The sequence below is a fragment of the Pseudomonas oryzagri genome, from assembly GCF_020831405.1.
GTDB lineage: Bacteria > Pseudomonadota > Gammaproteobacteria > Pseudomonadales > Pseudomonadaceae > Geopseudomonas > Geopseudomonas oryzagri.
In genome coordinates, this window is record NZ_JAJHPU010000003.1 from 24,461 (window position 1) to 36,618 (window position 12,158).

The 12,158-nt window shown below is 69.2% G+C and carries 11 protein-coding genes; 4 read left to right on the forward strand and 7 right to left on the reverse strand.

Annotation, left to right across the window (positions count from 1 at the left end):
* The first annotated feature begins 1 nt into the window (after position 1).
* On the forward strand, positions 2 to 2,176 hold the full coding sequence (locus tag LMJ29_RS00895; protein ID WP_229603011.1) for a TonB-dependent copper receptor: 2,175 nt from the start codon (positions 2 to 4) through the stop codon (positions 2,174 to 2,176).
* Positions 2,177 to 2,344: 168 nt separating this feature from the next.
* Here LMJ29_RS00895 and LMJ29_RS00900 read toward each other — a convergent pair whose 3' ends face one another.
* From LMJ29_RS00900 to LMJ29_RS00915, 4 genes are all read right to left on the reverse strand, one after another.
* Entirely contained in the window at positions 2,345 to 3,610 is a 1,266-nt protein-coding gene (locus LMJ29_RS00900; RefSeq protein WP_229603012.1) for a mechanosensitive ion channel family protein, read from the reverse strand.
* 102 nt (positions 3,611 to 3,712) lie between these two features.
* A complete protein-coding gene (locus LMJ29_RS00905) occupies positions 3,713 to 4,549 on the reverse strand; it encodes a peptidoglycan DD-metalloendopeptidase family protein (RefSeq protein WP_229603014.1) in 837 nt (278 codons plus the stop codon).
* A gap of 59 nt (positions 4,550 to 4,608) precedes the next feature.
* The gene (gene rhlB / locus LMJ29_RS00910; RefSeq protein ID WP_229603017.1) at positions 4,609 to 6,165 is read right to left on the reverse strand and encodes an ATP-dependent RNA helicase RhlB; all 1,557 of its coding nucleotides are present in this window, start codon (positions 6,163 to 6,165) and stop codon (positions 4,609 to 4,611) included.
* Between the two features lie 157 nt (positions 6,166 to 6,322).
* Positions 6,323 to 6,988, reverse strand: a complete 666-nt coding sequence (locus LMJ29_RS00915) for an alpha/beta hydrolase (RefSeq protein WP_229603020.1) — start codon at positions 6,986 to 6,988, stop codon at positions 6,323 to 6,325.
* Between the two features lie 185 nt (positions 6,989 to 7,173).
* Between LMJ29_RS00915 and LMJ29_RS00920 the strand changes: the two genes are divergently transcribed.
* Complete coding sequence (locus LMJ29_RS00920) at positions 7,174 to 7,467, forward strand: GIY-YIG nuclease family protein (protein WP_229603023.1); 294 nt, start codon at positions 7,174 to 7,176, stop codon at positions 7,465 to 7,467.
* 120 nt (positions 7,468 to 7,587) lie between these two features.
* On the opposite strand, the gene LMJ29_RS00925 is transcribed toward LMJ29_RS00920, so the two are convergent.
* The 3 genes from LMJ29_RS00925 to LMJ29_RS00935 form a co-directional block, all read right to left on the reverse strand.
* Positions 7,588 to 8,406, reverse strand: coding sequence for a polyphosphate kinase 2 family protein (locus tag LMJ29_RS00925; protein WP_229603026.1), 819 nt, complete (start codon positions 8,404 to 8,406; stop codon positions 7,588 to 7,590).
* Positions 8,407 to 8,560: 154 nt separating this feature from the next.
* Positions 8,561 to 9,568 (reverse strand): nucleoid-associated protein YejK, encoded by a 1,008-nt coding sequence (gene yejK / locus LMJ29_RS00930; RefSeq protein ID WP_229603029.1) that lies wholly within the window; start codon positions 9,566 to 9,568, stop codon positions 8,561 to 8,563.
* A 91-nt stretch (positions 9,569 to 9,659) separates the two neighbouring features.
* Positions 9,660 to 10,553, reverse strand: coding sequence for a LysR substrate-binding domain-containing protein (locus LMJ29_RS00935; RefSeq protein ID WP_264758718.1), 894 nt, complete (start codon positions 10,551 to 10,553; stop codon positions 9,660 to 9,662).
* A 228-nt stretch (positions 10,554 to 10,781) separates the two neighbouring features.
* On the opposite strand from LMJ29_RS00935, the gene LMJ29_RS00940 reads away from it, so the two are divergent.
* Positions 10,782 to 11,990 carry an MFS transporter gene (locus LMJ29_RS00940; protein WP_229603369.1) on the forward strand — a complete coding sequence of 403 codons (1,209 nt, stop codon included), beginning with the start codon at positions 10,782 to 10,784 and terminating at the stop codon, positions 11,988 to 11,990.
* Positions 11,990 to 12,112 (forward strand): hypothetical protein, encoded by a 123-nt coding sequence (locus tag LMJ29_RS20920; RefSeq protein WP_264758719.1) that lies wholly within the window; start codon positions 11,990 to 11,992, stop codon positions 12,110 to 12,112. Before LMJ29_RS00940 ends, LMJ29_RS20920 begins: the two co-directional genes overlap by 1 nt.
* Positions 12,113 to 12,158: the final 46 nt, after the last annotated feature.

Below are 12,158 nucleotides of genomic sequence, written 5' to 3' on the forward strand. Positions count from 1 at the left end.
CATGTCCGTTTTCTCTCGTCCGTCCCTGGCGCCGTCGCGCCAGTCCCGCCCGTTCGCCCTCGCATCCTTCCCGCGCCGCTGGTGGCCGGCGCATGCCGTGCTGCTCGGCGCCCTGGCCATGCCGCTGCACGCCGCCGAAGTGGCGAGCGGCGAAGCCACCGATGCCGAAGAGGTGGCGCCGCTGGTGGTGACCAGCGTGGCGCCCCAGTCGCCGCTGACCGTGGTCACCAACCCCAGGCAGCCGCGCCAGCCGGTGCCGGCCAGCGACGGCGCCGACTACCTGAAGACCATCCCCGGCTTCGCCGCCATCCGCAACGGCGGAGTCAACGGTGATCCGGTGTTCCGCGGCATGTTCGGCTCGCGCATCAAGCTGCTCAGCAACGGCGGCGAGATGCTCGGCGCCTGTCCCAACCGCATGGACTCGCCGAGCTCCTACATCAGCCCGGAGAGCTACGACCGCCTGACCGTGGTCAAGGGCCCGCAGACCGTGCTGTGGGGGCCGGGCGCCTCGGCGGCCACCGTGCTGTTCGAGCGCGAACCCGAGCACTTCGACCGGCCCGACTGGCGCCTGAACACCAGCCTGCTGGCCGGCTCCAACGGCCGCTTCGACCGCAGTATCGACGCCGCCGCCGGCAGCCGGGACGGCTATGCGCGGCTGCTGGCCAACCGCTCGCAGGCCGACGACTACGCCGACGGCAACGGCGATACGGTGCCCTCGCGCTTCGACAAGTGGAACAGCGACCTGGCGCTGGGCTGGACCCCGGACGCCAACACCCTGCTGGAGCTCACCGCCGGCAAGGGCGACGGCGAGGCGCGCTACGCCGGGCGCGGCATGGACGGCAGCCAGTTCGCGCGCGAGAGCCTCGGCCTGCGCTTCAGGAAGAGCTACATCGGCGAGGTGTTCCACGGCATCGACGCCAATGTCTACTACAACTACGCCGACCACGTGATGGACAACTTCCGCCTGCGCGAGCCGGACCCGAGCGCCGGCATGGCGATGATGCGCAACCCCATGGCCAGCAACGTCGACCGGCGCACCCTCGGCGGGCGGGTCGCCGGCACCTGGCGCTGGGACGCGGTCGAGCTGGTCGGCGGCGTCGACGCCCAGCGCAGCGAGCACCGCAAGCGCGCCTCGAGCTTCAACATGATGAGCGGCAGCTACACCGACGCCGACCGGTTCCCGTGGAGCAAGGACGCCGATACCCACAACTACGGCCTGTTCGGCGAACTGACCTGGAAGCTCGACCGCGACCAGCGCCTGGTCGGCGGCGCGCGCCTGGACCGCGCCGAGGCCCACGACTATCGGCAGAGCTTCACCAGCCACAACCCGATGACCATGAAGAGCGAGACCTGGGCCAACCCCAGCGCCGACGAGGCGCGCCACGACACCCTGTACAGCGGCTTCCTGCGCTACGAACAGGATCTGCAGGTCATGCCGGCCACCTGGTACGCCGGTGTGGGCCACAGCGAGCGTTTCCCCGACTACTGGGAGCTGTTCTCCGCCAGCGCCGGTCCGGTGGGCAGCATCCAGGCCTTCGAGACGGTCAGGCCGGAGAAGACCACCCAGCTGGATCTCGGTATCCAGTACCGCCGGGGGCCGCTGGAAGCCTGGGCCTCGGCCTACGCCGGGGTGGTCGAGGACTACATCCTGTTCGACTACGTGCCGGGGATGATGGCCGGCATGACCCGCACCGTCGTGGCCAACGTCGATGCGCGCATCGCCGGCGCCGAGGCCGGTGTGGCCTGGCGCTTCACGCCGAACTGGAAGGGCGACGCGACCCTGGCCTACGCCTGGGGCGAGAACACCTCGGACGACCGCGCCCTGCCGCAGATCCCGCCGCTGGAGGCGCGCCTGGGGCTGACCTACGAGCGGGGCAACTGGAGCACGAGCGGCCTGTGGCGCCTGGTGGCGGCACAGACGCGCATCGCCGAGAACCAGGGCAACGTGGTCGGCAAGGACTTCGCCGAGAGCGCAGGCTTCGGCGTGCTGTCGTTCAACGGCGCCTGGCGGGTCAACGAGAGCCTCAAGTTCAGCGCCGGCGTCGACAACCTGCTGGACAAGGCCTACGCGGAACACCTCAACCTGGCCGGCAACGCCGGCTTCGGCTTCCCCGCCGAGACCCGCGTCAACGAGCCGGGGCGAACCTTGTGGACGCGGGTCGACCTGAGTTTCTGAGTCCAGTTGTCGCCATGCCGTCCGGCTACAACGCGGAAGGGGGGAAGCGGTAGGGTGGACAACTCGCGCCAGCGATTGTCCACCGTCGGGGGCACGGAGGGGCGGTAGAAGATCGCCGCGCGAGCCTTCTGCCCTACGGTGCCGGGGATGCCGGGGCGGCGCGCTCGTTCAGGGGGCTGTGGTCTGCCCGCCGGCCTCGGCCGCCGGCGTCCGCCACTCGCGCAGCTCGGCGCCGCTCGGGTGCTGGAACACGCGCAGGCCGAACTCCGGGAGGATCGCCAGCAGGTGGTCGAAGATGTCCGCCTGGATGCGCTCGTAGTCGGCCCACGCGGTGGTGGCGGTGAAGCAGTACAGCTCCAGCGGCAGGCCGGTGGCGGTTGGGGCGAGCTGGCGCACCAGCAGGGTCATGTCCTGGCGGATGTACGGATCCTGGCGCAGGTAGTTTTCCACGTAGGCGCGGAAGGTGCCGAGGTTGGTCAGGCGCAGCCGGTTGAGCGGCGCGGCGCCCTGCTCGAGCAGGCGCCGGTTCCATTCCTCCAGCTCGTCGCGCTTGTCGTTCAGGTAGTCGCGCAGCAGGGCGAAGTGGTGCAGGTGCTCGATCTGCGCGACATCGATGAACTCGACGCTGTTCTGGTCCAGGAACAGGCTGCGCTTGATCCGCCGGCCGCCCGACTCGTGCATGCCGCGCCAGTTCTTGAACGGATCGCTGATGAAGCGCTTGGTCGGGATGCTGGTGATGGTCTTGTCCCAGTTCTGCACCTTGACGGTGTGCAGGGCGATGTCGATCACGTCGCCGTCGGCGTTGAGCTGCGGCATCTCGACCCAGTCGCCGACGCGCAGGATGTCGTTGGAGGAGATCTGCACGCTGGCCACCACGGACAGCAGGGTGTGCTGGAAGATCAGCATCAGCACCGCGGCCATGGCGCCGAGACCGGACAGCAGGATCAGCGGCGAGCGGTCGACCAGCGTGGCGATCATCAGGATGCTGGCGAGGGTGTACACCGCGATTTCCATCACCTGCAGGTAGCCCTTGATCGGTTTGAGGTGGGCGTCCGGGCGCTGCTCGTAGAGGCGGTTGGCCTGCTTGAGCGCGCCGCCGATGGCCAGGGCGATGGTCAGGACGATGAAGGCGCGACAGACGTTCTCCACCACGGTGACCACGACGCCGGGCAGGCCGGGGACCAGTTCCGCCCCGCCGGCGAGGATCAGCGCCGGCACGATGTTGGACAGGCGACGGACGATGCTGTGTTCGTAGCTGGGCAGGTGGCGCCCCAGCGCCGTGGCGCTCAGGGTGCGGTGCAGGGCGCGCGCCAGCAGGTGCTTGACCAGCCAGTTGGCCAGCCAGGCGATGCAGCCCAGCAGCGCGGCGCTCAATATGGTGTACAGGTAGGGGCGGGTCTGCAGCCAGTCGAGGGCCAGAGCGAGTTCGGGCATGCGCTACTCCTGATCGCCGGACGTGAGCAGCCGTCATGGCGCTCCCGGAAGGTGCCTCAGGTGCAGCTTAGCCGGCGTGGCCGGGCTCGCGAGTATCGCCGCTCAGGGGCGGAAGGCGCCGATGAAGATGCTCGGGTCGACCCGCGCATCGTTGAGGCTGACGTTCCAGTGCAGATGCGGGCCGGTAGCGCGGCCGGTGGCGCCGACCTTGCCGAGCACCGCGCCGCGCGCCAGCTCGTCGCCGACCTTCACGCCGATCTGCGACAGGTGGCAGAACATGCTGATCAGCCCCTGGCCGTGGTCGACGAACACGGTGCGGCCGTTGAAGAAGTAGTCGCCGACCAGGATCACCCTGCCTGCCGCCGGTGCCTTGACCGGCGTGCCGGCCGGCACGGCGAAGTCGAGGCCCGAGTGCGGGTTGCGCTCCTCGCCGTTGAAGAAGCGGCGCAGGCCGAACGGACTGGACAGCGGCCCGGCGACCGGCTTGTCGAACAGCAGGTTGCTCGGCTGGCGCGCGCTGAACTGGCGGTAGGCCGCGGTCTGCTCGGCCAGTTCGCGGTCGATGCGCTTGAGGTTGGCCGGGCTGGGGTTGACCTGCTCCTTGTTCTTCAGGGTGATGTATTGCTGCTGGTAGTCGCGATCGCCCACCGTGAAGCTCAGTCGGCGGCCGTCGTCCAGCTCGATACGCTGCTCGCCCGGTTCGACGGTCAGCGGCACTCCGACCACGGCGAGCCAGCGCTGGCCGTCCTCGCGCACCACCAGCACCGGCTTGTCCTGGAAGCGGGCGGCCGGTCTGGAGGCGGCGTCGCCGAGGTCGACCACCGCCACTCCGCCGGGCACCGGCTTGTCCAGCAGGCGCGACAGGAAGCCCTCGGCCAGGGCCAGCGGCGCGGACAGGGCGAGAAGCAGGGCAAAGAGAGGGCGGAACGGTCGGAGCATGGCGGGGAGGCGAAGCAGGAGGAAAGGGCGCCCCTCCGCAAGCGGAGGGGCGCGGGCAGTCAGTGCTGCTTGCGCGGCACCGACTTGAGCAGCTCGGTCGGCGGCATCTCGCACTGGATCTTGCGGCCGATCAGCGCCTCGATCGGCGGCAGGGCGAAGGCGTCGTCCTCGCCGGCGAAGCTGATCGAGGTGCCGCTGGCGCCGGCGCGGCCGGTACGGCCGATGCGGTGCACGTAGTCGTCGGGGTCTTCCGGCAGGGTGAAGTTGATCACGTGGCTGACGCCGTCGACATGGATGCCGCGGCCGGCCACGTCGGTGGCCACCAGGACGCGGATCTTGCCCTCGCGGAAGCCTTCCAGCACCTTGATGCGCTTCTGCTGCGGCACGTCGCCGGACATCTGCGCGGCGCTGATGCCGTCGCGGGTCAGGCGCTCCTCGATGCGGCGCACCTGGTCCTTGCGGTTGGCGAACACCATCACCCGCTCCCAGTTGTTCTGGCTGACCAGGTTGTACAGCAGCTTGTACTTGTCGGCCTCGGACACCGCGTAGACGTGCTGCTCGACGGTGTCGCTGGCGACGTTCTCCGGCTCGATCTCGACGATCGCCGGGTTGACCGTCCACTGCTGGGCGAGGTTCATCACGTCGTCGGTGAAGGTGGCGGAGAACAGCAGGGTCTGCCGCTCGCCCTTGTACGGGGTCTGGCGGATGATCTGCCGCACCTGCGGGATGAAGCCCATGTCGAGCATGCGGTCGGCCTCGTCGAGGACCATCACCTCGACCATGTCCAGGTGCACCTCGCCGCGCTGGTTGAAGTCCAGCAGGCGGCCGGGGGTGGCGACCAGGATGTCGCAGTAGCGCGACTCAAGCTGCTTGAGCTGCTTGTCGAAGTCCATGCCGCCGACGAAGCTCATCACGTTCAGACCGCTGTACTTGGTCAGCTCCATGGCGTCCTTGGCGATCTGCACCACCAGCTCGCGGGTCGGCGCGATGATCAGCGCGCGCGGCTCGCCCATGTAGCGCTCCTTGGGCGGCGGGGTGATCAGCAGCTGGGTGATGGTGGAGATCAGGAACGCGGCGGTCTTGCCGGTGCCGGTCTGCGCCCGGCCGATGGCGTCGCGGCCGCGCAGGGTGTGGCCGAGCACCTGGGCCTGGATCGGCGTGCAGTAGGGGAAGCCGAGGTCGTGGATGGCATGCATCAGGCGCGCATCCAGGTTGAAGTCGTGGAAGCGGGTCTTGCCTTCGGCCGGCTCGACCACGAAGTCCTCGAGCTTCCAGTTGTCCACCTTCGGCTTGCGCGGAGCACGCTCGCGGCGTGGTTTGGCGGTCTTGGCCGGGGCTTCGGCGCTCTTTTCGCTCTTTTCGCTTTTTTCGCTTCTTTCAGTCTTTTCGCCGCGCGGCTTGGTTTCGCCGCTCTTCTCGGCGCGGGGCTTGTCGTTGCGCGGCTTGCGTGCGCGCTCGCCATCGCCGCGCTCGGCCGGGCGCTTCGCCTCGGCGGCCGCGAGGGCAGGTTCGACGCGGCCGTCGGCGGCGCCTGCGGATGCGCCAGCGACGGGGCTGGCGGTCTGGTTGGCCTGTTCGGCGTCTTTGTTGAAGATTTTCTTGAGTGCCTTGAGCACGGTGATCTCGATCTGGATGGGAAAGATACAGATTGCAGTGTAAAGCAAGATGTCGGCAGGGCGAAGCCGCGATACGGCTTCGCTGGGGTTTGCCGCTCGATCGGCGGTTTTTTCCCGCCGTGGGCCGTCAGCTTCGCCGGCGCCGGCCGGCGCGCGCTCAGTGGCTGAAGCGCTCGGCCAGCCAGCGGGCGATGTCGCGGGCTTCCTCGTCGCACACTTCGTGGCCCATCGGGTAGCTGCGCAGGGCCACCGCCACGCCGCGTTCGGCCAGCCAGTCGTGGGCGCGCTGACCCAGAGCCAGCGGCACGACGTCGTCGTGGCGACCGTGCAGACAGAGGACCGGGTGCTCCTTCTGGATCGCGCCGAGCTGGTCGTCGTCCGCGAAGGTCGGCGCGTAGGTGGACAGCGCCAGCACGCCGCCCAGTTCGCCGGCCCAGCGGCGGAAGGCCGCGTGCAGCACCACCGCGCCGCCCTGGGAGAAGCCGGCGAGGACGATGCGTCGCGCCGGGATGCCGGCGGCCAGTTGCGCCTCGATCAGCGCCAGCACTTCGCCCGCGGACTCCTCGAGCTGGGCGACGTCGATGGCGCGCTCGGGGGCCATGGCGAGGATGTCGTACCAGGACGGCATGCTCCAGCCGCCGTTGATGGTCACCGGGCGACTCGGCGCCTGCGGCAGCACGAAGCGCACACCGTGCAGCACGCGCTGCAGCGCCTCGGCCAGGGGCTGGAAGTCGTAGCGGTCGGCGCCGAGGCCGTGCAGCCAGATCACGCAGGCGCGGGCCGGTTCGGCGGGTTCGAGGGTCAGCGGTTGGCGATCGTCCATCGTGGTTCCGTGGTGTCGGGCAAGAGTCTGCAGCGCGAGGGGGAGGCGCTGCCGCGGCTTTGGCGCCGGGCGGACGGCTGCCCGGAGCAGGTCGATTATCACCACTTGCGCCAGACTGTGCATCCGACCCATGACGGTTCCGTGGAGGAAGTCGATAATTCGGCCTTTTTCCACAGGAGTGGGCGATGGTCGACGCCGACAGGCCCTGGTTCGTCTATCTGGTGCGCGCCGTCAACGGCGCGCTGTACTGCGGGATCAGCGACGACCCGCAGCGGCGCTTCGTGGTGCACCAGAGTGGCAAGGGCGCACGTTTCTTCCGCAGCAGTCCGGCGCAGGCGCTGGTCTATGTGGAGGCCTGCGCCGGCAAGGGCGCGGCACTGTCGCGCGAGCGGGCGATCAAGCGCCTGGGCAAGCCGGCCAAGGAACGGCTGGTGAGCGAGTGGGTGGCAGCAGAGCCTGATCCTTGTAGGGTGGGTTAGCCGCAACGAGGCGTAACCCATCAACCGGCCCCCAGGCCGGTCCATTGCGATGCCTGGCGGCATCGATGGTGGATAACGCCGCTGCGCGGCTAACCCACCCTACGCCCTACGGGTGCGTATTCAGGCCCGCTCCAGTTCGTCGAGGCCGAACGGCAGCGGCGGGGTCGGCCAGTGCTGGTCGAGGCGTTCGAACTCGCGGGCGACCAGGCTGGCCAGCAGCAGGTCGCGCAGCCACTTGTGGTTGGCCGGCACCAGCTGCCAGGGCGCCTGCGGGCGCTGGCTGGCGGCGAGGATGCCGGCCCAGTGCGCTTCGCGCTGATCGAACTGGCGGTGCGCCGCGAGGTCCTCGGCGGCGAGTTTCCAGTGCTTGCGCGGATCGAGCAGGCGCTTGCGCAGACGTGCCTTCTGCTCGACGCGGGAAATCTGCAGGTAGACCTTGAGCAGGCGGATGCCGCGTCCGGCCAGCTCATCCTCGAAGGCCGCCAGCTGCGCCAACCGTCCGGCAATGTCCGCGGCGGCGATAAAGCCGTCGAACAGGTCGTAGGCCACCCCCTCGTAGGGCGTGCGGTTGAACAGCACGATCTCGCCCGGCGCCGGCAGGCAGCGCCGGTAGCGGGCGAGGAAGCCCTCGGCGCGCTCGGCCGCGCTGGGCTGGCGAAAGGCGTGCACCGTCAGGCCCTGCGGGTCGAGGCCGCTGAACACCCGGCGGATGGCGCCGTCCTTGCCCGCGCAGTCCGGACCCTGCAGCCAGACCAGCAGCGCCTCGCGCCGGCGCGCCCTGAGCAGCGCCTGCTGCTCGCCCAGCCAGGACTTGAGCGCCTCCAGCCGGGCCCGCGCGGTGTCGCGGTCGAGGCCGCAGCGGCGCTCGGCATCGGCGCCGAGCGGCGCCAGCGGATCGCCCAGGCAGGCGTCGAGCAGGGTGTCGGGCAGGCGGAGCATGGCGGGTTCTCCGTGCGGGTGATCCTGCGTGGGGCGGGAAACTCGCGCAGCGAATTTCCACCGGGTGGTCATCCACGGTTTGGCCAGCTACCGGCAATGGTGGACCAGGCTGCGCCGTCGTCCCCCCTGCGCTTCTGTCGACGATAGCGGCGGATCAGTCCTTGCGCCGCTTGAGCTGATCCTTCAGCTGGGTCGGCACCTGGCGGATGATCAGGGTGTCGTGCTCCTCGTCGTACTCGATCTTCGAGCCCAAAAGGTGCGCCTCGAAGCTGATCGACAGGCCCTCGGCGCGCCCGGTGAAGCGGCGGAACTGGTTGAGGGTGCGCTTGTCCGCCGGGATCTCCGGGGCCAGGCCGTAGTCCTTGTTGCGGATGTGATCATAGAAGGCGCGCGGCTGCTCCTCGTCGATCAGCTCGGACAGCTCCTCGAGGGCGATCGGCTCGCCGCGGCGGGCCTGGCTGCTGGCGTAGTCGACCAGCGCCTCGGTCTTCTCGCGCGCCTGCTCCTCGGCCAGGTCCTCGCTCTCGACGAAGTCGCTGAACGCCTTGAGCAGGGTGCGCGTCTCGCTCGGTGCGTCGACGCCTTCCTGGCAACCGATGAACTCGCGGAAGTACTCGGAGACCTTCTTGCCGCCCTTGCCCTTGATAAAGGAGATGTACTGCCGGGAGGTCTTGTTGTTGCGCCACTCGGAGATGTTGATCCGCGCCGCCAGGTGCAGCTGGCCGAGGTCGAGGTGCTTGGCCGGGGTGACGTCGAGGCTGTCGGTGACCGCCACGCCCTCGCTGTGGTGCAGCAGGGCGATCGCCAGGTAGTCGGTCATGCCCTGCTGGTAGTGGGCGAGCAGCACGTGGCCGCCGGTGGACAGGTTGGATTCCTCCATCAGCTTCTTCAGGTGCTCCACGGCCTGGCGGCTGAAGGCGACGAAGCTCAGGTTGTCGTCGAGGTACTCGCCGAGCCAGCCGCTGAACGGGTAGGCGCCGGACTCCTCGTGGAACAGGCCCCAGACCTTGTTGGGCTTGGCGTTGTAGCTGTCGTTGAGGTCGGCCAGCAGGTTGTCGATGGCCTGCGACTCGGCCAGCTCGCTGTCGCGGGCGTGCAGCACGGCGGGGTTGCCGTCGGGCTTCTTGTCGATCAGATGGACGATGGCGTGACGGATCGGCATGGCGGTCTCGTGGCGGATAAAGGCGGGTGCGCGAGTGTAACCGATGGCCGGCGACGGGCGGTCCGTCGCCGCGCGCCCACGATGGCCGCGCTCAGGACTGGGCGCCGCGTGCCTCGGCGATCAGCCAGTCCTTCAGGGCCCGGGCGGCCGGATGGAGGGCCAGCTTGCGGTGATGCACCACGTAGTAGCCGGTGGGCAGCTGCAGGCAGTGCCCGAAGGGCTCGATCAGCAGGCCTTGGGCCAACTCCTCCTCGATCAGGAAGGGGCTGGCCATGACCACGCCCTGGCCCTGCTTGGCGGCCTCGATGGCGATCAGGCCCTGGTCGAAATGGATGCAGGGGATGGCGGCGATCTGCCTGTCGTCGAGCTGGCTGAAGCGCCGCAGCCATTGGTGCCAGTAGGGCAGCGTGGCGGTGTCGAGCAGGGTCGCACGCCGCAGGTCGTCCGCCTGCTCGAGGGCGAGCGCGGCGGCGTAGTCGGGGCGGCAATACACGCGGCCCTCGTACGGGTAGAGCAGGGTGGCGTCCAGATTGGGATCGCCGTCCTGGAAGTAGCGAATGGTGAGGTCGATGGCATCGCGTTCGAAATTGACCAGCGCGGTGCTGGCGCTGATATGCAGCTCCACATCGGGGTAGCGGGTCACGAAGCCCGCCAGCCGGCGCGGCAGCCACTTCCCCGCGAAGCTCGGCGGCATGGACAGCGACACGCTGTTGCTGCGCCGGCGTTTCACCTCCCGGCTGGCGTCGGCGATCTGCGCGAGCGCCGGCTGCACGCGCCGCCAATAGGCCAACCCCTCGGCCGTCGCCAGTACCTGGCGGGTCTGGCGGGTGAACAGGGCGATGCCCAGCCACTCTTCCAGCTTCTGGATCTGCTGACCGACCGCCCCCGGGGTCACGCACAGTTCCTCCGCTGCAAGAGAAAAACTGTTGTGGCGCATCGCGGCGTCCAGAAAAACCAATGATTTCAAAGGGGGATACTGGTTCATGGCATAGAAAACCTATTTCATCGAGCACATTAAATCAGTTGTGGGCGGGCCGGCACAGCCAGAAAATTCATTGCAATCCCCGGTACGGAGGTCTGCGCCCTGCGCGCGGGCCCCGAGGGCCGGGGCACCGACCTGGCGGGCGCAGGCGCCGGCCATCGCTTAGGGCCGCCGGCTCGGCCCATTCACCCGGGTGTTATCCTCACCCTCGTATCCGATGGAGACTCGATGATGACCTCGCTTTGGCGTCACTGCGGTTGGATGCTGCTCGGCAGCTCGCTGATCCTCGCCCTGTCGCTGGGAGTGCGTCACGGCTTCGGCCTGTTCCTGGCGCCGATGAGCGCCGAATTCGGTTGGGGGCGGGAAGTGTTCGCCTTCGCCATCGCCCTGCAGAATCTGATCTGGGGCCTGATCCAGCCGTTCACCGGAGCCTTCGCCGACCGCTTCGGGGTCAAGCGCACCGTGCTGATCGGCGGCGTGCTGTACGTCGCCGGCCTGGCGCTGATGGCCTTCTCCACCACCCCGGCGGCGCTGTCGCTGAGCGCGGGTCTGCTGATCGGCCTCGGCCTGTCCGGCACCTCGTTCTCCGTACTGCTCGGCGCGGTGGGTCAAGCCGCGCCGGTCGAGAAGCGCAGCATGGCGATGGGCGTCGCCGCGGCGGCCGGCTCGTTCGGCCAGTTCGTCATGCTGCCTGGCAGCCTCGGCCTGATCTCCACGCTCGGCTGGTCGGGCGCGCTGCTCGCGCTGGCGGTGCTGATCGCGCTGATCCTGCCGTGCGCCGCCCTGCTGCGCAGCCCGGCGCAGGCGCAGCACGCCGTGGGCCACAAGCAGACCCTCGGGGAGGCGCTGCGCGAGGCGGCCGGGCATTCCGGCTTCTGGCTGCTGGCGCTGGGCTTCTTCGTCTGCGGCTTCCAGGTGGTGTTCATCGGCGTGCACCTGCCGGCCTACCTGGTCGACCAGCACCTGCCGGCGCAGGTCGGCACCACGGTGCTGGCGCTGGTCGGCCTGTTCAATGTGTTCGGCACCTACACCGCCGGCTGGCTGGGCAGCTGCTACTCGAAACCCAAGCTGCTGGCGGCCCTGTACCTGATCCGCGGTGTGGTGATCGTCGCCTTCCTGTGGGCGCCTCTGTCCGAGTGGACGGCCTACGCCTTCGGCATGGCCATGGGCCTGCTGTGGCTGTCCACGGTGCCGCTGACCAACGGCACGGTGGCGACCCTGTTCGGCGTGCGCAACCTGTCGATGCTCGGCGGCATCGTCTTCCTGTTCCACCAGCTCGGCTCGTTCCTGGGCGGCTGGCTGGGCGGCTACCTGTACGACCGTACCGGCAGCTACGAGCTGGTCTGGCAGATCTGTGTCGGCCTCAGCGTGATGGCCGCGCTGCTCAACTGGCCGGTGCGCGAGCAGCCGGTGGCGCGCCTGCAGGGACAGGCCGCCTGATGCGCCGCGCACTGCCCTGGCTGGCCGGCGCGCTGCTGCTCGGCGCGTTGCTGGCGCTGGCCTGGTGGGGCTGGCAGCAGGGCGGACTGCGCCTGCTGATGCAGGGGATGGGCGTGTGCTGAAGAGGGAGCGCCAGGTACGGACCTGGCGCGAGATGCCGGACAGGGC